Raw genomic sequence first — 21,117 nt, forward strand, 5'->3', positions numbered from 1 at the left:
GTAGGAGCGGGCCCTGCCCGCGAATCGCGCGCAGGGCGCGCTCCTACAGGGGAATGGCGTGGGTGGCGCAGCGTAGCGGATCTTATCCGCGAACCGCGCCGGGACGTCCGGCTATCGCGGATGAATCCGCTCCTACAAGGGCATGCCGTGCATCGCGCAAACCTGTAGGAGCGGGCCCTGCCCGCGATTCGCGCGCAGGGCGCGCTCCTACAGGGGAATGGCGCAGGTGGCGCAGCGTAGGGATCTTATCCGCGATTACGCCGGCAGGGCCGGCGCCGGTTCCAGGACCAGGCTGCCCAGCGGCGGCAGGTCCAGCAGCAGCGAGTACGGCTGGCCGTGGGACGGCTCCGGGAGTGTCTCGCAGCGCTCGCGGCTGCCGGCATCGGAGCCGGTATAGCAGGCGCCGTCGGAGTTCAGCCGCACCTGCCAGGCGCCTTGCAGCGGCACCCCTACCCGGTAGCCTTCGCGCGGCAGCGGCGTGAAGTTGTGCACCACCAGCAGCGGCGAGCGCTCGCGGTCCAGGCGCAGCCAGGCGTAGACGCTGTTGCGCTGGTCGTCGCCGATCAGCCAGTGGAAGCCCTCGGCGCTGTCGTCCAGCTGGTGCAGCGCCGGCAGTTCGCGGTACAGGCGGTTGAGGTCGCGCACCAGCGTCTGCACGCCCAGGTGCTCGGCGTAGCGCAGCAGGTACCAGTCCAACTGGTCGTCGTGGTCCCACTCGCGCCACTGGCCGAACTCGCAGCCCATGAACAGCAGCTTGCGCCCCGGGTGCGTCCACATCAGGCTCAGGTACAGGCGCAGGTTGGCGAACTGGCGCCAGCGGTCGCCGGGCATCTTGCCCAGCAGCGAGCCCTTGCCGTGCACCACCTCGTCGTGGGAGATGGGCAGGATGAAGCGCTCGGTGAAGGCGTAGAGCAGGCCGAAGGTCAGGCGGTGGTGATGGTAGCCGCGGTACAGCGGGTCCTCGCGGATGTAGGCCAGGGTGTCGTGCATCCAGCCCATGTTCCACTTGTGCGAGAAACCCAGCCCGCCCTCGGCCACCGGGCGGCTGACGCCGGGCCAGGCGGTGGACTCCTCGGCGATCACCAGGGCGTCGGGCACCTCGGCGGCGACCACCTCGTTGAGGTGGCGGAGGAACTCGATGGCCTCCAGGTTCTCGCGCCCGCCGTGGCGGTTGGGGATCCACTCGCCCTCCTTGCGCGAATAGTCGCGGTAGAGCATCGAGGCCACGGCGTCGACGCGCAGGCCGTCGACGTGGTACTCGCGCAGCCAGTGCAGCGCCGAGGCCAGCAGGAAGCCGTGCACCTCGGTGCGGCCGAGGTTGTAGATGTAGGTGTCCCAGTCCGGGTGGAAGCCCTCGAAGGGATGCGCGTATTCGTACAGCGCGGTGCCGTCGAACTGCCCCAGGCCGTGCGCGTCGGTGGGGAAATGCGCCGGCACCCAGTCGAGGATGACGCCGATCCCGGCCTGGTGGCAGCGCTCGACGAAGGCGGCGAACTGCGCCGGGCTGCCATAGCGCGCGGTGGGGGCGAACAGCGACAGCGGCTGGTAGCCCCAGGAGCCGCCGAAGGGATGCTCCATGATCGGCATCAGCTCGACGTGGGTGAAGCCCATGTCCTGCAGGTAGGGGATCAGCCGCTCGGCCAGCTCGTCCCAGCTCGGCGGGCGGCCGTCGAGGGTCTGCCAGGAGCCGGCGTGCAGTTCGTAGATCGCCAGCGGGCTTTCCGCGCCCTGGCGGCTGCGCCGCTCGCTCATCCAGCGTTCGTCCCGCCAGTGCCGCGGCGCCGGGTCGGCCACCCGCGAGCCGGTGGCCGGCGGCCGTTCCGTGGCCAGCGCCACAGGGTCGGCCTTGAGCGGCAGCAGGCCGCCGGGGCCGAGGATTTCGTACTTGTAGATTTCCCCGGGTTGCAGGCGCGGCACGAACAGTTCCCACACGCCGCTGGGGTAGCGCAGGCGCATGGCGTGGCGGCGCCCGTCCCAGGCGTTGAAGTCGCCCACCACCGACACGCGCCGGGCATTGGGCGCCCACACGGCGAAGCGCACTCCGGCCACGCCGTCCACGCTCATGGCCTGGGCGCCGAAGCACTGGCCCAGGTGGCGGTGGTTGCCTTCGGCGAACAGGTACAGGTCGGTGTCGCCCAGCAGCGGGCCGAAGGCGTAGGGGTCCTCGGTGATCTGCTCGCCCTCGGGCCAGTGGATGCGCAGCAGGTAGGCCTGACGCGCATCCAGGTGGGCGCTGAACAGGCCGCTGGCGTCCTGCTGCTGCATGGCCGCGAGGAATTCGCCCTCGCGGCCCAGCAGCTCGCAGGCGAAGGCCCCCGGCAGCCAGGCGCGCACGCGCCAGCCGTCGCCCTCCGGGTGCGGGCCGAGGAAGGCGAAGGGATCGCCGTGCTCGGCCCGTTGCAGCCCTTGCAGATGGTTGCGTTCGTCGTCTTGCGACGCTTGTGTCATGGCCTTCCTCCCAGCAGGTGGAGCGTCAGTTCCAGCATTCCCTGCAGCGGCACGGCGACCCAGTCGGGGCGGTGGCCGCTCTCGTAGACCACTTCGTAGGCCGCCTTCTCCAGGCTGAACAGCGCCAGGGCCGCGCCCTCCCCCTCGCGCCCGCGCCATTCGTGGGGCAGCCCGGCGGCGGCCAGGCGGTAGGCGTCGAGGAAGGCGTCGCGGGCGTCCGCGCGGTAGCGCTGGGCCAGGGCGCGGCGCACCCGCACCGCTTCTTCCGAGACGTCGGCGCTCTGCAGGCTGCGCTCGGCCATGGCGGCGGCGTAGTCGAAGGAGCGCAGCACCCCGGCCACGTCCTTCATCGGGCTGTTCAGGGCCCGGCGTTCAGCCAGCGAGCGGTTGGGCTCGCCCTCGAAATCGATCAGGTAGGCGTCCTCCTGCACCACCAGCACCTGGCCCAGGTGCAGGTCGCCGTGCACGCGGATCATCAGCCCGCCCTCGGCCAGCCGCGCCAGGTTGCCCACCGCCAGCAGCAGCTCGTCGCGCAGCTCCAGCAGGCGCGCGGCCTGGGCGCGGCCGCGTTCGTCCAGCCCCGGGGCGTCTTCCAGCGCCCGCAGGGCCTGCTCGACCTGGGCGCCGACGCCCTCCTGCCAGGCGCGGCTATCGGCCGGGGCGCTGCGCCGCGGGGCAAAGTCCGGCTCGTCCGCGCCGTCGGCCAGCACCTGGTGCATCTCGCCCAGGCGCCGGCCGAGGGTGGCGGCGAAGCCGCGCAGCTCGTCCAGGGCATCGAATTCCGGAGGCTGCGCGGTGCCGGCGGCCAGGGCCTCGCGGATGGCCCGCTCGAGGTTGTTCTGCGTCCAGGTCCAGGCATCGCCCTGGTTGCTCAGGTAGCCCTGCAGCAGCATCAGCGTGTGCGTCTGCCCCTGCGCGTCCACCCGGCGCACCTCGCCCAGCAGCGGCGCGACGTTGGCGAAGCCGTGGCGGCTCAGGTAGGCGCCCATTTCCGCCTCCGGGTGCAGGCCGGGCGAGACGCGGCGCAGCACCTTGAGCAGCAGGCCGTCGCCGACCAGCGCCGAGGTGTTCGACTGGTCCGCGGCCAGCACCCGCACCGGGATGTCCTCGGCCAGTTCCAACTCGGCCAAGCCGGGTTGCGGCAGGAACTGCACCTCGCCGTCGGCACCGGCCAGGGTCGCGTTCTCGCGCAGCAGGCGCAGCACCACGCGGCTGAAGCGCGGCAGGCTCAGGGCGTCGGTCAGCAGGCCGACGCGGCGGCCGCGGCGCAGCCGGGCCAGGGCCAGTTGCTGCGGCAGGTCGTAGCCGCTGCTGCTTTTTTCCGGCGCCGCGGCCAGGGGCAACTGGTAGCGCTCGTGCAGTTCGCCATCGCGGTATTCCAGCTCCGCCAGCAGCGGCGCGGCGTCGCCCTCTTCCAGCGGCAGCGCGTAGAGCAGGCGCACGCTGCCGGCCTGCGCGCGGGCATGGGGGAACCAGCGTCGGCGCGGCAGGTAGCGCGGCAGCGAATCCTTCTCCAGCAGCTCGCGCGGGGCGCCGGCCATGATCTCTTCCAGGCGCTGGCCCAGCACCAGGGTCGGCAGTTCCGGCAGGCGTTCCTCCGGCTGGCGGTGCCAGCTGGGCATGCGCTGGGAGTCGGCCAGGTAGAACCAGTAGAAGCCGTAGGGCGGAAGGGTCAGCAGGTAGGTCAGCCGGCCGATCGGCGGGAAGGCCGCGCCGCCGAGCATTTCCAGCGGCACGCGGCCGTCGAACTCGGCCAGCTCCAGTTCCACCGCCTGGGCCGCGCCGGACAGGTTGGCTACGCACAGCAGGCTGTCCTCGCCCTCCTCGCCGCGGTACTGCCGCAGGTAGGCGAGGATGCGCCTGTTGCTCGGCGACAGCAGGGTCATGCTGCCGCGGCCGAAGGCCTTCTGCTGCTTGCGCACGGCGAGCATGCGCCGCGTCCAGTTGAGCAGCGAATGCGGGTCGCGCAGCTGCGCCTCGACGTTGACGCTCTGGTAGCCGTACAGCGGGTCGAGGATGGCCGGCAGCACCAGGCTCGCCGGGTCGGCGCGGGAGAAGCCGCCGTTGCGGTCCACCGACCATTGCATGGGGGTGCGCACGCCGTCGCGGTCGCCCAGGTAGATGTTGTCGCCCATGCCGATCTCGTCGCCGTAGTACAGCGTCGGCGTGCCGGGCATCGACAGCAGCAGGCTGTTGAGCAGCTCGATGCGTCGCCGGTCGCGCTCCACCAGCGGCGCCAGGCGCCGGCGGATGCCCAGGTTGATGCGCGCGCGGCGGTCGGCGGCGTAGTAGTTCCACAGGTAGTCGCGCTCGTCGTCGGTGACCATCTCCAGGGTCAGCTCGTCGTGATTGCGCAGGAAGATCGCCCACTGGCAGTTGTCGGGGATGGCCGGGGTCTGGCGCAGGATATCGCTGATGGGGAAGCGGTCTTCCTGGGCGATGGCCATGTACATGCGCGGCATCAGCGGGAAGTGGAAGGCCATGTGGCATTCGTCGCCGGGGCCGCCGTCGTCCACGCCGCCGAAGTACGGGCGGGTGTCCTCCGGCCACTGGTTGGCCTCGGCCAGCAGCATGCGGTCGGGGTAGTGGGCGTCCAGCTCGGCGCGGATGCGTTTGAGCACCGCGTGGGTTTCCGGCAGGTTCTCGCTGCTGGTGCCCTCGCGCTCGATCAGGTAGGGAATGGCGTCCAGGCGCAGGCCGTCCACGCCCAGGTCGAGCCAGAAGCGCATCACCCCCAGCACGGCACGCAGCACCTGCGGGTTGTCGAAGTTCAGGTCCGGCTGGTGCGAGTAGAAGCGGTGCCAGTAGTACTGCCCGGCCAGCGGGTCCCAGGTCCAGTTGGAGGTTTCGCTGTCGACGAAGATGATGCGGGTGCCGGCGTAGCGCTCGTCAGTGTCGGACCACACGTACCACTCCCGTGCCCGCGAGCCCTTCTTCGCCCGCCGCGCGCGCTGGAACCAGGGGTGCTGGTCGGAGGTGTGGTTGATCACAAGCTCGGTGATCACCCGCAGGTTGCGCGCATGGGCGGCGGCGATGAAGCGGCGCACGTCGGCCAGGCTGCCGTAGTCGGGATGCACGCCGCGGTACATGGCGATGTCGTAGCCGTCGTCGCGCCGCGGCGAGGGGTAGAACGGCAGCAGCCAGAGGGTGTTCACCCCCAGATCGGCGATGTAGTCGAGCTTCTCGATCAGCCCGGGGAAGTCGCCGATGCCGTCGTTGTTGGCGTCGAAGAAGGACTTCACGTGCAACTGGTAGATGACCGCGTCCTTGTACCAGAGCGGGTCGTGCAGGAAGGGACGGGGCTTTCTCAGGCGTCTGGCCATGGGCGGACTCCTAGCGGCGCTGCGGGTGCAGGCGCCAGATGCCGAAGGGAAGGTGCCAGGGCTCGATGCGCATCCGTTGGCGTTTGCCGTACCAGGTCCACTGGTGGCCGTTCATCAGGTCCTCGCCGCCCATGGCGGCGTCGTCCGCCAGGCCGAACTCCCACAGCGGCAGCTCGAAGTCGGCCTCCTGGGCGTTGTCCGGGTCCAGGCACACGGCGACCAGCACGAAGTTGGCCAGGTCCGCGGTGCGCTTGCCGAAATAGAGGATGTTGTCGTTCCAGGCGTTGTAGGCCTGGAAGCCGAGGTGGCTGTGCAGCGCCGGGTTCTCGCGGCGGATGCGGTTGAGCCGGGTGATCTCGCCGACGATGTTGCCCGGCGCGTGGTAGTCGCGCTGGCGCAGCTGGTACTTCTCGGAGTCGGCGTATTCCTCGCGCCCGGGGATGGCCGCGGCCTCGCACAGCTCGAAGCCCGAATACATCCCCCACAGCCCCGAGCCGGTGGCCGCCAGCACGGCGCGGATGAGGAAGCCCGCGCGCCCGCTGCGCTGCAGGAAGAAGGGGTTGATGTCCGGGGTGTTGACGAAGAAGTTGGGCCGGTAGCAGTCGCGCCAGGGCGGCTGGTTCAGCTCGGCGAGGTATTCCTGCAATTCCTGCTTGGTGTTGCGCCAGGTGAAGTAGGTGTAGCTCTGGCTGAAGCCGAGCTTGCCCAGGCGCGCCATCATCGCCGGGCGGGTGAAGGCCTCGGCCAGGAAGATCACCTCGGGGTGCAGGTGGCGCACCTCGGCGATCAGCCATTCCCAGAACGGCAGCGGCTTGGTGTGCGGGTTGTCGACGCGGAACAGCGTCACGCCCTGGGCCACCCAGCCCAGCACCACTTCCAGCAGCGCCAGCCACAGCGAAGGCACGGCGTCGGCGGCGTAGAAATCGACGTTGACGATGTCCTCGTACTTCTTCGGCGGGTTCTCGGCATGGCGGATGCTGCCGTCGGCGCGCCAGCTGAACCAGCCGGGGTGCCGGCGCAGCCAGGGGTGGTCCGGCGAGCACTGGATGGCGAAGTCCAGGGCCACCTCCAGGCCGTGGGCGCGGGCGTCGGCCACCAGCGCGCGGAAGTCCTCCAGGCTGCCCAGCTGCGGGTGCACGGCCTCGTGGCCACCCTCCTCGGCGCCGATGGCGTAGGGGCTGCCGGGGTCGTCCGGGTCGGCCTGCAGGCTGTTGTTGGGGCCCTTGCGGTGGGTGCGGCCGATGGGGTGGATGGGCGGGAAATACAGCACGTCGAAGCCCATGGCGGCGATTTCCGGCAGGCGCCGGCGCACGTCCTCGAAGCGCCCGTGCACGCCCGGCTGCGCGCCCTCCGAGCGCGGGAACAGCTCGTACCAGCTGGCGAAGCCGGCCAGCGGCCGCTCCACCTCCAGGCTCAGCAGCGGGCTGCGCACGCGGTGCAGGCGCGGCTCCACTCGTTGCATCAGTTCCAGGGTGGCCGGGGCCAGCAGCAGGGCCACGCGGCCGTCGCGGGCCTGCTCGGCGGCGAGCTGGCCCAGCAGGGCGTCCAGTTGCGCGGCGGGTTCGCCCTGGGCGCCCTGCCGCGCCTCGCGCAGCAGTTGCTCGCCTTCGCTGAGTTCCAGCTCGACGGCCTGGCCGGCGGCGTACTTCTTCTCCAGGTCGTGACGGAAGCTGGCGTAGCGGTCCAGCCAGGCCTGGATGACGAACTGGATGCGCCCCTCGTGGGGCGGCAGCAGCTCGGCCCGCCACAGGTCGTTGCCCTGCCAGACCAGCGGCAGGCTGCGCCAGACCTCTTCCGGCTCCAGGCGCCAGGTCACTTCGGCGCCCAGTTGCTCGTGGCCGTCCATGAAGATGCGTGCGCTGACCGGGCAGCCCCGGCCGGCGATGGCCTTGGCGGCGAAGCGCCCGCCCTCGACCTGGGGCTCGATGCCCTCGATGGCGATGCGCGGCGCCTTGGCCGCGGCGCTGGCGCGCCCCTGCAGGTCCGGATTCATCGCTGCGCCCTCCTCGCCAGGCGATCGCATGTTCGTCGTCGGCCGCAACCTGCGGCCCCATGCTTTCCGAGGCCGGGCCCGCCGGCAAGTTCAGACTTTTCGCCGGCGGGCCGGCTCAGCGCGGGGCGCGCCGCCGGCCGCTGCTCTTGCGCGGCGCCGGCGCCTCTCCGGCCTTGCCCCTGGGCGCCGCTTTGCCGCCGCCCCTGGCGTTGCCGCGCAGGCTGCGCCGCAGCAGGTCGGTGAGGTCGATGATGTCGGCGCCCTCCCCGGTTTCCGGCGCCTCGGCGCCGGGCACTTCCTCCAGTTGGCCCTTGGCGGCCTTCTGCTCGACCAGGGCGTGGATCTCGTCGCTGAAGCTGTCCTTGAAGGCCGAGTCGTCCCAGGCCTGGCTCATGTCTTCCACCAGGCGCGTGGCCATCTCGCGCTCGCGCTTGTCCAGGTCGACGTCGTCCAGCTCCAGGCCCAGTTCGTCCACCGAGCGCACCTCGCCCGGCCAGCGCAGCGTCATCAGCAGCAGCGCCTCGCCGTCGGCAAGCAGCGCCGCCAGGTGCTGGCGGCTGTGCAGCACCAGCTGGCACACCGCGACCTTGCCGCTGCGCGCGAGGGTCTCGCGCAGCAGCACGTAGACCTTCTCGCCGCGCCGTTCGGGGCTCAGGTAGTAGGGCGAGTCGAAGTACGCCAGGGGAATCTCGCCGCGCTCGACGAAGCGCAGGATGTCGATGGTCTGGGTGGCCCGTGGGCGCGCCGCGCGGATTTCCGCCTCGCTGAGCACCACGTAGCGGCCCTTCTCGTATTCCACGCCCTTGACTATCTGCTCCTTGGGCACCTCCTTGCCGGTCACCTTGTTCACCCGCTTGTAGCCCACCGGCTCCAGGCTGCGGGCGTCCAGCCAGTCGAAGTCGGTGCCGCCGGAGCGGCTGGCGCTGTTCAGCCCCACGGGGATATGCACCAGGCCGAAACTGATCGCGCCCTTCCAGATCACGCGCGCCATGCATGCCTCCTACAGTGAGATGCCGTCGTCGAAGCGGACGCGGCCGTCCGCCGAAATGTCGCGGATGCGCGCCAGCATGCGCCGGGCCGCGTCCTCGGCCTGGGCCTCGTTGCGGCTGCCGGGGGCGAACACCCAGAGCACCTGCACCGCCGCGCCCTCGCGCTTGGGCTGGTATTCGATCAGCCCGACGTAGGCGCCGCCGCTGCGCATGGCGTCGGTCCAGGCGCTGCTGCCGCTGAATTCACGGAACATGGTGATCCTCCGCGGTCTTGCGCGGCGCCCGCGGCCGCTCGAACAGGCGCGGCAGGCTGTGCAGCACCAGCAGCGCCAGCAGGGTGCCGAGCACCGCGGTGGCGGAATGGCCGCGGCCCACGCAGATGCCGATGGCGGTGCTCAGCCACAGCCCGGCCGCGGTGGTCAGCCCCTTCACCCGCGCGGTGTCGGCGCTGTCCTGCTTGAGGATGGTGCCGGCGCAGAGGAAGCCGATGCCCGCGGCGATGCCCTGGATCACCCGGCTGATGGCGTCGTCGCCGGCGCCGCCCTCGCTCATGGCCATGACGAAGAGCGCGGCGCCCAGGGTGACCAGCATGTGCGTGCGCAACCCGGCGGCCTTGCCCTGGGCCTCGCGCTCGTAGCCCAGCAGGCCGCCGAGCAGCGCGGCGAGCGCCAGGCGGAAGCAGGCGCGGGTGATCTGCTCCAGCTCGCGCAGGTCGGAAAACTCCGCCAGCAGGGCCGCGGCGATGCGCGACAGTGTCTCCATGGGCTTCTCCGCGAAGGGCCGTTGCAGGTGCAGACTGCCGCGCCGGCCGATGGTTTGAACGATTTCCCCGGCGGTAGCCCGGCACGACCGCCCGGCGGATCGTCCGCGCATTCGCCCGCCGCGCCTGTCCAACCCCGGCAATCGTCGAACACCAAAGGAATGCGCCATGAACAGCCGCGACGACACCGACTTCGCCCAGGCCTACGAACAGGCCCTGACCGAAGTGGCCCTGCCCGCCTTCGCCGCCGCCGGCGAGTACGCCCGCGCCCACGGCCTGCTCTGCCACGTGGGCCTGCACCGTGGCGCCGGCGGGCTCTCCGAGCTGGGCCTGCACGCCCGCCGCCCCGGCGAGGGCCTGGACTGCCGCTGCCTGATCAGCGCCGAACCGCAGAGCGCCAGCCTGGTGCACGAGAACCACTACGGCGGGCGCAGCGAGCCGGAGCGCATCGTCGGCCCGCTGGCCTCGCTCAACCGCATGGTGCTGGACACCCGCCTGCAGGCCTTCTTCCAGACCGGCTTCGGCCTCAGCCCGGACTACCTGGCGCGCCGCCACGGCGGCGGCTTCTGGTAGGCCCTAGGCGCCGCCCAGCGGCACCTTCCAGATGTCCTCGGCGTACTCGCGGATGGTGCGGTCGGAAGAGAACCAGCCGACCCGCGCGGTGTTCAGCACCGCCGCCCGCCACCAGCGCGCCGGCTCGCGCCACAGCGCCTCGACGCGTTCCTGGGCCTGCCAGTAGGCCTCGAAGTCGGCGCAGAGCATGAACCTGTCGTCGTGGCGCAGCCCCTCCACCAGGGCCGTGTAGCGGTTGGCGTCGTCCGGCGAGAACACCCCCGAGCCGATGGCCTTCAGGGCTTCCTGCAGGCGCGGCGAGGCGGCGATCTCGCCGGCCATGGACAGCTCGCCGGCGTGCTTGCGGGCCTCCACCTGCTGGGCGGTGAGGCCGAAGATGAACAGGTTCTCCAGGCCGATGCGCTCGGACATCTCGACGTTGGCGCCGTCCAGGGTGCCGATGGTCAGCGCGCCGTTCAAGGCGAACTTCATGTTGCTGGTGCCCGAGGCCTCCAGGCCCGCGGTGGAAATCTGCTCGGACAGGTCCGCCGCCGGGATGATGGCCTCGGCCAGGCTGACGTTGTAGTTGGGGATGAACACCACCTTGAGCAGGCCGCGCACGGTGGGGTCGTCGTTGACGATGCGGGCGACGTCGTTGGCCAGCTTGATGATCAGCTTGGCCTGGTGGTAGCTGGGCGCGGCCTTGCCGGCGAAGATCTTCACCCGCGGCACCCGCGGGGTGGCCGGGTCGTTGCGGATGTCCTGGTACAGCGCCACGGCGTGCAGCAGGTTGAGCAACTGGCGCTTGTACTCGTGGATGCGCTTGACCTGCACGTCGAACAGCGCCTCGACGTCCAGGCGGATGCCCAGGCGCTCCTCCACCAGCCGCGCCAGGCGCGCCTTGTTGTGCCGCCGCTGCTGGGCGAAGCCGCGCTGCACCGCGGCGTCGCCGGCGTGGGCCTCCAGGGCGCGCAGGCGCGTCTCGGGGTCGTCGAGCAGCTCGCGCCCGAGGAACTCGCAGAGCAGCCCGGTCAGCTCCGGGTTGGTCTGGAACAGCCAGCGGCGGAAGGTCACGCCGTTGGTCTTGTTGCTGATGCGCCCCGGGTACAGGCGGTGCAGGTCGCGGAACACCGTCTCGCGCATCAGCTCGGTGTGCAGCGCGGAGACGCCGTTGACGCTGTGCGAGCCGAGGAACGCCAGGTTGCCCATGCGCACCCGCCGGCCGTTGTCCTCCTCGATCAGCGACACCGCGCGCAGCAGGGCGAAGTCGTGGATGTCCTTGGCGCGCAGCGCGTCGATGTGGAAGGCGTTGATCAGGTAGATGATCTGCATGTGCCGCGGCAGCATGCGCTCCATCAGCCCCACCGGCCAGGACTCCAGGGCCTCGGGCAGCAGCGTGTGGTTGGTGTAGGACAGCGTCGCCACGGTCAGCTCCCAGGCCTGCTCCCACTGCAGGTAATGGTCGTCCAGCAGCAGGCGCATCAGTTCGGCCACGGCGATGGCCGGGTGGGTGTCGTTGAGCTGGATGGCCACCCGCGCCGGCAAGCTGGCCAGCGCCAGGCCCTGGCCCAGGTGGCGCTGCAGCAGGTCCTGCAGCGAGGCGCTGACGAAGAAGTATTCCTGGCGCAGGCGCAGCTCCTGGCCGGCCTCGGTGCTGTCCGCCGGGTAGAGCACCCGCGAGATGCTCTCGGCGCGCGCCGTGTCGGCCACCGCGCCGAGGTGGTCGCCGGCGTTGAAGCGGTCGAGCTTGAGGGTTTCCTCGCCGCGGGCGCGCCACAGGCGCAGGGTGTTCACCCCGGCCCGCCGCCAGCCGACGATGGGCATGTCGTAGGCCACCGCGCGCAGGCGCTCCATGGGTTCCCAGTGCTGCCGCGCGCTGCCGTCGCCGCCGTCGATGGCGTACACGCTGCCGCCGAAGCCGATGCTGATGCTGCATTCCGGGCGCTCGAACTCCCAGGGGTTGCCGAAGTCCAGCCAGGTCTCCGGCTGCTCCTGCTGCCAGCCGTCGGCGATGCTCTGGCGGAACAGCCCGTGCTCGTAGCGGATGCCATAGCCGTAGGCGGGGATGTCGAGGGTCGCCATGCTCTCCATGAAGCACGCCGCCAGGCGGCCCAGGCCACCGTTGCCCAGGGCCGCGTCGGGCTCGGCCAGGCGCACCTGCTCCAGGTCTACGCCCAGTTGCAGCAGGGCCTCGCGGGCGATCTCCAGCAGGCCGAGGTTGCTCAGGTTGTCGATCAGCAGGCGGCCGATGAGGAACTCCAGCGACAGGTAGTAGACGCGCTTGCGCTGGCCGCGGTCGATGCTGCGGCTGGCCTCGTCCCAGCCGTCGACGATGTAGCGCCGCGCGGCCAGCGCCACGGCCTCGAACCAGTCGTGGGCGTAGGCGTCGGCGGCGTCCTTGCCGACGTCGTAGCGCAGTCGCGTCAGCACTTCCTGCTTGAAGGTTTCCACCTGTTCGGGAACGGGGGTGCTGGAGCCGTGCATGGCGTGTTCTCCGTGGTTCGCCTTGGGAAAAGGGCGGCGCCGGCGGCCGCCTCGTGTATCTAGGCCCGGTGCGCCGGCCAGAGTTCAGGTGTTTTCCCCGCCCGGGGCGGCCGTCCGTCCGAATCGCTGAACACCGCCCGGCGCCGCGGCCTCTCCCGAACGAACCCCGCAGTGAAGCGGCCGCGAAAGGAGAAGAGCGATGCCCCGAGGCAGCAAAGACAAGTACACCGACAAGCAGAAGCGCAAGGCCGAACATATCGAGGAAAGCTACGAGGAGCGTGGCGTGTCCAGGGACGAGGCCGAAGCGCGGGCCTGGGCCACCGTCAACAAGCAGTCCGGCGGCGGCGAGCGAGCCGGCGGCTCGGGCCAGAAGAAGAGCCCAACGGCCAAGGCCGAATCGCGGCGTTCCTCGGCGCGCCGCGCGGTGGCCACCAAGCACGGCGTGCCGCGCCCCGGCCAGCGCCTGGAGGCGATGAACAAGCAGGAGCTGCTGGAGCGCGCGCGCCGGCAGAACATCCGCGGACGCTCGTCCATGCGCAAGCAGGAGCTGATCGAGGCCTTGCGCAAGGCCTGATCCCTGGCCCCTGGCGCTGCATTGCGCCAGGGGCCGGGCGTCTCAGCCGTTGACCACGGTTCCGCCGTTGACGTGCAGCACCTGGCCGCTCATATACGAGGAGTCGGAACAGGCCAGGTAGACGTAGGCCGGGGCCAGCTCGTCGGGCTGGCCGGGGCGCCCCATCGGCGTGTTGCTGCCGAACTTCGCCACCTCCTCGGCGCTGAAGGTCGAGGGGATCAGCGGCGTCCAGATCGGCCCCGGGGCTACGGCGTTCACCCGGATGCCGCGCTGCACCAGGTTCAGCGCCAGGGAACGGGTGAAGGAAGTGATGGCGCCCTTGGTCGAGGAATAGTCGATCAGCCTGGGGTTGCCCTTGTAGGCGGTGATCGAGGTGGTGTTGACGATGGCCGCGCCCTCGCCCATCAGCGGCAGCAGCGCCTTGGTCAGCTGGAACATGCCGAAGATGTTGGTGCGGAAGGTGCGCTCCCACTGTTCCTCGCTGATGTCTTCGAGGGAGTCGGCCGGGTGCTGTTCGCCGGCGTTGTTCACCAGCACGTCCAGCCTGCCCCAGCGTTCCTTCAGGCGCCGCGCCACCTCGGCGCAGAAACCGGCATCGGCGACGTCGCCGGCCAGTTCCAGGCAGTGCCGGCCGCAGGCCTCGATCAACTGGCAGGTCTTGGTCGCGTCCTCGGTTTCCTCCAGGTACAGCAGCATCACGTCGGCGCCCTCGCGGGCGAAGGTCAGCGCCACGGCGCGGCCGATGCCGCTGTCGCCGCCGGTGACCACCGCCACCTTGCCCTCCAGCTTGCCGGCGGCGCGGTAGCTTTCCGAGGCGAACTCCGGCGGTGGCTGCATGATCTCCTCGCGGCCGGGCTGCCGGTCCTGGTGCTGGGGCGGAAGTTTCTCGCTCATGGTGGCTGTCCTCCGGTGCGTGGGTCGGTAGCGCGGGCCGTCAGCCGCGCGGCGGCAGGGTCTCGCCGCAATGGCAGTGCGGGTCCTGGCAGTGCTTCTCGCCATCGGGATGGCCGTCCGCGCAGGCCTGGCAGCAATAGGCGCGGCCGTCGGCGAACACGGCGGCGGCGCCCAGGCTGCACTGGCAGCCGGGGCAGGCGCAGGGTTGGTCGCTCATGGCAGGTCTCCTCCGCTTCGTGGCGCGGGGCCGCAGCCCCGCCGGTCACAGGGTTCGGCCGGCTGGGGGCGGCGGAGTTCAGCTTTTTCCGCCAGCGGCCCGCCGGCTGCGCGCATTTCGCTGCTGCTATTCGCCTGCCTGTGGAGCCAGGGAGCTTCGTGGTTGCGCATCATGCCGAGCGATCCCCTCTCCCGCTTGCGGGGGAGGGTTAGGGAGGGGGAGAGGAGTCAGGGTTGGCAGAGGTGTGTCGGCGAAGTCCGTTGCCCTCACCCCAGCCCTCTCCCAGAGGGAGAGGGAGCCGTTCGGCGTGGGCGATGAATTCGCAGTCGTCCTGAGACTTCGTCAGTGACGTAGGGCGTATAACCGTTCGCGGTTATCCGCCGATACACCGAGGTCATGGGCAACGCCCAGATCACCCCCGGAGCTGCTGGAAACCAAAGCCAAACGGCGGATAACGCCATAGGCGTTATGCGCCCTACAGCCCGGACGTAGGAGCAACTGTGAAGCGCTTTTCGTAGGATGGGTTGAGCCTTGACACGACCCACCAGAGCGCCTCGGCGCGCGGGGCAAGACAAAAAGCCGTGCTTCCTGGAACCGTGGGAGGACGCCTCCTTCGTCAGTGACGTAGGGCGTATAACCGTTCGCGGTTATCCGCCGATACACCGAGGTCATGGCCAACGCCCAGATCCCCCCGGAGCTGCTGGAAACCAAGGCCAAACGGCGGATAACGCCATAGGCGTTATCCGCCCTACAGCCCGGACGTAGGAGCAACTGTGAAGCGCTTTTCGTAGGATGGGTTGAGCCTTGGCGAAACCCATGCGGCCACGGTGATGGGTATCGCTTCGCTCAACGCCATCCTACGGATTGTGTTTGCGGACGTAGGAGCGGACTTCGTCCGCGATCCGGCCGGCAGGCCGGTCTCAGCGCTCCTCGCCCAACTGCTGCCACATCCGCCGCGTCAGGCGTTGCCGGGTCTCGCCCCAGCTCGCCCAGGGGTCATCCTCGCCCTTCAGCGCCAGGCGCTCGTCGATGTTGCCCAGGTTCCAGGCATTGGCGCCGCGCAACGCATCCAGCTCGCCCTCGGCCACCGGCACCGACACCGGCAGGCCTTCGCGGGCGCGGACCGACCAGGCGCACACGGTGCTGGCGCCGCGGCTGTTGCGCAGGTAATCGACGAAGATCCGCCCGACGCGGTTCTTCGGCCCGGATACGGCGCTGAAGCGGTCCGGCATCTGCCTGGCCAGGTGGCGGGTGATGGCGTGGGCGAAGTCCTTGACCTCGTCCCAGCCGTGGCGGCGCTCCAGCGGCACCAGGATGTGCATGCCCTTGCCGCCGCTGGTCTTGAGGAAGCAGGCCAGGCCCAGTTCGTCGAGCACTGCGAGGGTCAGCCGGGTCGCCTCGATCATCCGCGCCCAGGGCAGGCTGGGGTCGGGGTCCAGGTCGAGGACGAAGCGGTCGGGGTGCTCCAGGTCGTCCACCCGGGCGTTCCAGGTGTGCAGCTCGACCACGCCCATCTGTGCGGCGCCGGCCAGGGCCTTGGCGGTGGCGATGCGCAGCAGCGGCGCGTGGCCCGGGTCCAGGCGCGGGTCCAGCTGTTCCACTCCGGGCATGGCGTTGCGCGAGGCGTGGCGCTGGAAGAACACCTCGCCGCCGACGCCGTCCGGGGCGCGCAGCAGCGATACCGGACGGTCGCCGAGCCAGGGCAGGATGTGCTCGGCGGCCCTCTCGTAGTAGCGCGCCAGGTCCAGCTTGCGCAGGCCGCTGGCGGCGTCGATCACCCGCTCGGGGTGGGTGATGGCCACGCCGGCCACCTTCGCGTCGTCCTTCGCCGCCTTGCGCGGGCGTTTCGCCATGGGCTGCGCGCCCTCCCCGGCCGCCGGCTTCGCGCGTTCCTCGACTATCGCCTCGGCGGGCTTGTCGTTGCGCAGGCCGTGGAACACCGCGTGGCGCACCAGGCCCTCGCGGGTCATTTCGGCGAAGGCCACTTCGCAGAGCCGCTCGGGGCGCAGCCAGGTCACGCCCTGGAAGGCCTGGCCGCGCGGCGGCGAGGCCAGCGGGCAGGTCTTGCTGGCCAGCGGGCGCAGGTTGTCGTGCACCCGCTTGAGGGTGGCGGCATCGAAGCCGGTGCCCACCTTGCCGGCGTAGCGCAGCTCGCCCTGGTCATCGTGCAGGCCCAACAGCAGCGCGCCGAAATGCCGGCGGCTGCCCTTGGGCGGGGTCAGGCCGAGGATGACGAATTCCTGGCGGCGCTTGCACTTGAGCTTGATCCAGTCGGTGGAGCGGCGCTCGACATAGGCGCTGCCGACACGCTTGCCGATCAGCCCTTCCAGGCCCAGGCGGCAGGCGCTGTCGAGGATGCTGCGCGGGTCGTCGGTGAAATCCTCCGAGTAGCGCAGGCGGTCGCTGGCATTGTGCTTCAGCAACCCGGCCAGCATGGCGCGGCGCTGCTCCACGGGCTGCCGGCGCAGGTCCTCGCCGTCCAGCCAGAGCAGGTCGAACAGGGTGTAGCGCACCTCGTCGCTGGCGCCGACGTCGAAGGCGTTCTGCAGGCGCTGGAAGTCCGGGCGACCCTCCTCGTCCACCACCAGGATTTCGCCGTCGAGCCAGGCCGACTCCAGCGGCAGGGCGCGCAGCGCGGCGCAGATGTCCGGCAGGCGCTCCGCCCAGTCGTGGCCGTTGCGCGTCTGCAGGCGCACCTCGCCCTTTTCCACCCGTGCCAGGATGCGGTAGCCGTCGAGCTTCAGCTCGTAGCGCCAGTCGCCCTCCGGGGGCGCATCCAGCAACGTGGCCAGTTCCGGGGAGATACGCTCGGGCATGGCGCCGGCCTTGGCGGCCTTGCGGCGCGGCGCCTTGGCCGCGGCGGCGCGCCTGGGCGGGTCGGCCGGCTTTTGCGCCGGTGCCGCCTCGCCGGGCAGCGTCCGCCCGCTGAGCACGCTCTGCGGCGCCTCGGCGAGGATGTCGTGGCGGGGGAAGTCGCGGGCCTCATCGTCGCGCCCCTTGACCAGGAACCACTGCGGCTTGCGCCCGGCCATGCGGGTGCGGATGAGGTTCCAGCTGCCGTGCAGCTTGCTGCCTTCCAGGCGGAACTTCAGGTGGCCGTTCTCCAGGCCCTGCCGCGGGTCGCCCAGGGGCTGCCAGCGGCCGCGGTCCCAGACGATGACGTCGCCGGCGCCGTAATGGCCCTCGGGGATGTGGCCCTCGAAGCCGGCGTATTCCAGCGGGTGGTCCTCCACCTCGATGGCCAGGCGCTTCACCGAAGGGTCCAGGCAGGGCCCCTTGGGCACCGCCCAGCTCTTGAGCACGCCATCGAGTTCCAGGCGGAAGTCGTAGTGCAGGTGGCTGGCGTCATGCTTCTGGACGACGAATTCCAGTTCCCCGGCCTGGCGTCCGGGGGCCTCGCCGCGCGGCTCCGGCGTGCCGCTGAAGTCGCGGCGGCGGGCGTACTCCTGCAGGCTCGGCGTATCACTGGCCATGGGTGTTTCCTCCGCGGCGGGCCGCTTCAGCGTTCTTCCTCGTCAGTGTCCGGCGGCGACACCTGGTCGGTCCAGGGCTTGCCGTCCAATGGCGCGGAGCGGCCCAGCTCGGCCTCGTCCAGGCCGATGCCGCCGCCGATCTCCTCCTCGCCCACCACCCGCAGTTCGCGGTCCACCGGGGTTTCGTCGGCGGGCTCGAGTTCGGACTCGGTACCTTCGTCGAGCAGCGTCTCCGGGGCCAGGTCGTCGCTGTCCACGTGGTCCTCGTACTCGCCATCGACCAGGGTCTCGCCGCCGGTCATGCCCATCTCGGCAGCCCGCTGCGGCGGGAACTCCTCATTCACCTCGCGCCGCGGCCGCTCGTCGCCGATGCGGCCCGCGGCGCGCTCGTCCTCGAAATCCAGCTCGCGCACCGAGCCCATGCGGTCCTCGGTGTCGTCGATTTCCTGCGGCTGGCTGTGCTTGCGCTCGTCGTTCATGGCCTTCTCCTCTCGCTGGGCGCCGCCCTGCCCGGCCACCTGCGGGCAGCGCGCGGCGCGCGGGCCTCAGGGGGAAATGGGGTCGCTGGCGGGGAAGGTTTCTTCCAGGGAGTGGTCCAGTTGCCGTTCCTGCGCCTTCTTCAGCCTGCCGCTGTCGGCGCAGGGGCATTCGGGGTCCTTGCACTGGCGGTCCTCGGGGTGGCCCTGGGCGCAGGCCTGGCAGCAGAAATAGCGCTCGCCCTCGCGCACGGCGGCGGCGTCCAGCTCGCAGATGCAGTTGGGGCAGGCACAGATATCGGGTTTCATTTCCAGGCTCCTCCGTGCGTCAGCTCTACCTCGGTTGAGCCGGACGCAAGCGGGGAGTTCAGCTTTTCCCGCGGGCGACGCCGCCGCGCCTCAGGCGGCGGCGTAGGTGCGGATCAGCTCCTGGCCCAGGCTTTCCACCTGCTCGGCGGTGCAGAGTTCCTCGCCGCTGATGCCTACCACCGTGGTGGGCGCCCTGCCCTGCGACGGGTGGCGCAGGCTGATGGCGTAGCAGCCATCGAGCTGGCGGCAGCAGTTGAAGCGGAACCCCGGATGGTTGTGCTGCAACAAGGCTTCGATTTCGCCACGAGTGAAATGCGTCATGCGGATACCCTCCCCGGGAAAAGCCCCTCTTTCGGGAAAAGGTAGCGCCGGTCGCCAGCGAAAAAAGGCTGGCAGGACGCCATCCTTTGGCCATGCAGAATGCCTGATTGGCAAAAGCGCTCCGCATGTCATCCACTTAGCGGGACCGCGGACCTGCGCGCCGCTTTCTTGTCGCCCAAAAAAGCGTCTGGCCCGACGAGCGGTAGGCGCCATGGGGCGTTACCGGTACCCGGGTACCAACCGCCATCGAGGCCCGGCCGGCGGAGGCGCGCCTGGATTGCATTTCGCCACCACCCGGGCATGCAGTAAGGCGCCGGGCGAGCCCGCCGCTTTGCAATGCGCAAGCATCAAAGGGCCATCTATTCAGCTGAAAGTTCAACGTAAACAGCCGCTTAGGAATAGCGGCACGGGCGGAACGATTGCTGCAAAGGCATCGGCTACCCAACCAACACACAGGGAGTACGTCATGCCTGCCATTTTCAACGCCGCCATCGAATACCTGCAGAACCAGTTCCGCGCCTATGCCCCGCAATTCTCCTACCGTCCCGACGGCTCGGTGCTGATGGACCTGCACGACGCCAACGGCGAGCGCATCGCCCTGCGCGTGCTGCACAAGGAAGAGCAGGAAAACGACGTCCTGCTGAACAACCTGGTGGAGCGCATCCGCCGCGACCTGATCACCGAGTCGGGTCCGCTGCAGCCGGACAACGTCGACTGGTTCCTCAAGCGTATCGAGCTGCGCACCTTCGTCCCCGGCAACTACCGGCACCGGCCACGCAAGATAGTGGTGGCCGGCGAGCGCCTGCGCGCCCTGGCCGAGCGCAACCCGCGCTGGTAACCCCCCTGCCCCGCCGCCGGCATGCGCCGGCGGCGGGACCTGCGCTCAATGCGGCCGCGCCACCGCCCGCAGCAGGTTGGCGCCCAGCTTGTCGGCGTTGCAGCTGGCGACGTTGGCCAGGGACACCACGCCCACCAGGCGTTTCTGCCGGTTCACCACCGCCAGGCGGCGCTTCTCGATCTGCCCCATGTTCTTGGCCACGTGGTCCAGCTCCTCGTCGTCGAAGCAGTAGCAGACGCCGGGACTCATCACCTCGCTGACCGCCGTGCGCCCGTCCAGGCCATCGGCCAGGCCGCGCACCACCAGGTCGCGGTCGGTGACCACGCCGGTCATGCGCTCGCCCTCGCCGACGATCAGGGCGCCGATGTCCGCCTGGCGCATCAGCAGCGCCGCCTCCTGCAGGGTGGTGGCCGGGTCGATGGTGCGGACTTCGCGGCTCATGACTTCGCTGACTTTCATCGCTGTTCTCCTCAAGGGTGGACTCACCTGTGTGGAAAGTCCGTCGCCGCCAGGGTTCGAAGAATCTGCCCGGGCGTCAGGCGTGCACCGTCCACTGGCAGGTGGAATCGGCGATGGGCATGGCGTCCACCCGCTCGACCAGGCCGCAGGCGATGGCTTCCTGCGCCCCGAGGATGCGCGGGTAGGCCATCAGGTAGCTGGGAATGTCCAGGCGCTCCGCCGCGCCCCGGGTGCGCTCATCGACGATGTCGGCGTAGAGCTTCAGGTCGTAGTCCAGGCTCATGGCGTATTCCGCCATGCGCGCATGGTCCACCGCGCCGTGCAGCGACCAGTGGAAGGGGTGGAACAGGAACTTGCTGTACAGGCACGCGGTGCGCACCTGGCCGGCGAGGAACAGGATGTTGCCCATGGATTCGACTGTGCCGAGGTTGTGGGTGTCCACCTGCACCGGCAGCGAGAGCAGGTAGTTGTAGAGGGTGAAGCCGTAGCTGCAGTCGCCGCCCATGGTGGCGATGTTCAGCTGCAGGTGGCTGGCGCCCTGCTGCAGGGCGCGGGTGCAGGTGCTGATGAGGTTGCCGCAGGTGGAGGAGTTGATCGGGCCGGTGAAGTGGATGATGTGGGTGGACATGGGGGCTCCTGGGGGCGTGGGTCGCTGGGCTGGACTCTCTGGTGAGTCGCGGGGGTGGGTGGGGGAGCCATTGGGGCGACGAATGGTGGTGAGGTGGAGCGAGCTTGCTCGCGAACTGGCTGGTGGCATCTGCGCGCCGGTTCAACGCCGCCCCTCTCCCTAACCCTCGGCTGCGCGCCCCGCCCTGAAGGTAGAGGGAACCGTTGGGCAGGGCTGGATGTTATGGCGTTAGCCGGCAGCCTCGGTGGTTTCCGGCTGGGGCCAATTCTTCTCTCGGCACGGACGGCCCCCTCTCCCGCTTGCGGGAGAGGGCTGGGGTGAGGGTGCTCTTGACCCCGACCGCCGGCGTTATCCGCCGGATCGCGGACAGAGTCCTCCT

18 protein-coding genes are annotated in these 21,117 nt (G+C 70.2%); 3 read left to right on the forward strand and 15 right to left on the reverse strand.

The window, feature by feature from the left end:
* Positions 1-255 precede the first annotated feature (255 nt).
* The 6 genes from glgB to FG99_RS00090 form a co-directional block, all read right to left on the reverse strand.
* Complete coding sequence (gene glgB / locus FG99_RS00065) at positions 256-2,448, reverse strand: 1,4-alpha-glucan branching protein GlgB (RefSeq protein ID WP_043266434.1); 2,193 nt, start codon at positions 2,446-2,448, stop codon at positions 256-258.
* Entirely contained in the window at positions 2,445-5,771 is a 3,327-nt protein-coding gene (gene treS / locus FG99_RS00070) for a maltose alpha-D-glucosyltransferase (protein WP_043266435.1), read from the reverse strand. The genes glgB and treS overlap by 4 nt, the downstream gene beginning before the upstream one ends.
* 10 nt (positions 5,772-5,781) lie before the next feature.
* Positions 5,782-7,764, reverse strand: coding sequence for an alpha-1,4-glucan--maltose-1-phosphate maltosyltransferase (locus FG99_RS00075; RefSeq protein WP_043266437.1), 1,983 nt, complete (start codon positions 7,762-7,764; stop codon positions 5,782-5,784).
* Positions 7,765-7,879: 115 nt separating this feature from the next.
* On the reverse strand, positions 7,880-8,755 hold the full coding sequence (locus tag FG99_RS00080; protein WP_043266439.1) for a non-homologous end joining protein Ku: 876 nt from the start codon (positions 8,753-8,755) through the stop codon (positions 7,880-7,882).
* A 9-nt stretch (positions 8,756-8,764) separates the two neighbouring features.
* On the reverse strand, positions 8,765-9,007 hold the full coding sequence (locus FG99_RS00085) for a hypothetical protein (RefSeq protein WP_043266441.1): 243 nt from the start codon (positions 9,005-9,007) through the stop codon (positions 8,765-8,767).
* Entirely contained in the window at positions 8,997-9,515 is a 519-nt protein-coding gene (locus tag FG99_RS00090) for an MgtC/SapB family protein (protein ID WP_043266442.1), read from the reverse strand. The genes FG99_RS00085 and FG99_RS00090 overlap by 11 nt, the downstream gene beginning before the upstream one ends.
* 166 nt (positions 9,516-9,681) lie before the next feature.
* Between FG99_RS00090 and FG99_RS00095 the strand changes: the two genes are divergently transcribed.
* Positions 9,682-10,086, forward strand: coding sequence for a hypothetical protein (locus FG99_RS00095; protein WP_043266444.1), 405 nt, complete (start codon positions 9,682-9,684; stop codon positions 10,084-10,086).
* A 3-nt stretch (positions 10,087-10,089) separates the two neighbouring features.
* Here the strand turns inward: FG99_RS00095 and FG99_RS00100 are convergent, their stop codons facing one another.
* Positions 10,090-12,549, reverse strand: coding sequence for a glycogen/starch/alpha-glucan phosphorylase (locus FG99_RS00100; RefSeq protein ID WP_043266453.1), 2,460 nt, complete (start codon positions 12,547-12,549; stop codon positions 10,090-10,092).
* Positions 12,550-12,748: 199 nt separating this feature from the next.
* Here FG99_RS00100 and FG99_RS00105 point away from each other — a divergent pair, with 199 nt between their 5' ends.
* Positions 12,749-13,123 (forward strand): Rho termination factor N-terminal domain-containing protein, encoded by a 375-nt coding sequence (locus FG99_RS00105; protein ID WP_043266456.1) that lies wholly within the window; start codon positions 12,749-12,751, stop codon positions 13,121-13,123.
* Between the two features lie 42 nt (positions 13,124-13,165).
* Here FG99_RS00105 and FG99_RS00110 read toward each other — a convergent pair whose 3' ends face one another.
* The 6 genes from FG99_RS00110 to FG99_RS00135 form a co-directional block, all read right to left on the reverse strand.
* Positions 13,166-14,017, reverse strand: coding sequence for an SDR family oxidoreductase (locus tag FG99_RS00110; RefSeq protein ID WP_043266458.1), 852 nt, complete (start codon positions 14,015-14,017; stop codon positions 13,166-13,168).
* Between the two features lie 40 nt (positions 14,018-14,057).
* Positions 14,058-14,234, reverse strand: a complete 177-nt coding sequence (locus FG99_RS00115) for a metallothionein (protein ID WP_009619813.1) — start codon at positions 14,232-14,234, stop codon at positions 14,058-14,060.
* A 920-nt stretch (positions 14,235-15,154) separates the two neighbouring features.
* Positions 15,155-17,707, reverse strand: a complete 2,553-nt coding sequence (gene ligD, locus FG99_RS00120) for a DNA ligase D (RefSeq protein ID WP_043266460.1) — start codon at positions 17,705-17,707, stop codon at positions 15,155-15,157.
* A gap of 26 nt (positions 17,708-17,733) precedes the next feature.
* Positions 17,734-18,186, reverse strand: a complete 453-nt coding sequence (locus FG99_RS00125) for a hypothetical protein (RefSeq protein WP_043266462.1) — start codon at positions 18,184-18,186, stop codon at positions 17,734-17,736.
* Positions 18,187-18,252: 66 nt separating this feature from the next.
* Positions 18,253-18,492 carry a metallothionein gene (locus FG99_RS00130; protein WP_043266464.1) on the reverse strand — a complete coding sequence of 80 codons (240 nt, stop codon included), beginning with the start codon at positions 18,490-18,492 and terminating at the stop codon, positions 18,253-18,255.
* Positions 18,493-18,582: 90 nt separating this feature from the next.
* Positions 18,583-18,813 carry a hypothetical protein gene (locus FG99_RS00135; RefSeq protein ID WP_009619807.1) on the reverse strand — a complete coding sequence of 77 codons (231 nt, stop codon included), beginning with the start codon at positions 18,811-18,813 and terminating at the stop codon, positions 18,583-18,585.
* A 466-nt stretch (positions 18,814-19,279) separates the two neighbouring features.
* On the opposite strand from FG99_RS00135, the gene FG99_RS00140 reads away from it, so the two are divergent.
* Positions 19,280-19,651, forward strand: a complete 372-nt coding sequence (locus tag FG99_RS00140; RefSeq protein WP_043266466.1) for a DUF3509 domain-containing protein — start codon at positions 19,280-19,282, stop codon at positions 19,649-19,651.
* A gap of 45 nt (positions 19,652-19,696) precedes the next feature.
* Here the strand turns inward: FG99_RS00140 and FG99_RS00145 are convergent, their stop codons facing one another.
* Both FG99_RS00145 and FG99_RS00150 read right to left on the reverse strand, forming a co-directional pair.
* Positions 19,697-20,110: a CBS domain-containing protein gene (locus tag FG99_RS00145; RefSeq protein ID WP_043266468.1), complete on the reverse strand. Its 414-nt coding sequence runs from the start codon at positions 20,108-20,110 to the stop codon at positions 19,697-19,699.
* Between the two features lie 76 nt (positions 20,111-20,186).
* Positions 20,187-20,738, reverse strand: a complete 552-nt coding sequence (locus FG99_RS00150) for an ATP-dependent Clp protease proteolytic subunit (protein ID WP_009619802.1) — start codon at positions 20,736-20,738, stop codon at positions 20,187-20,189.
* Positions 20,739-21,117 lie beyond the last annotated feature (379 nt).

This window comes from Pseudomonas sp. AAC (genome assembly GCF_000725445.1).
In the GTDB taxonomy this organism is placed as follows: domain Bacteria; phylum Pseudomonadota; class Gammaproteobacteria; order Pseudomonadales; family Pseudomonadaceae; genus Pseudomonas; species Pseudomonas citronellolis.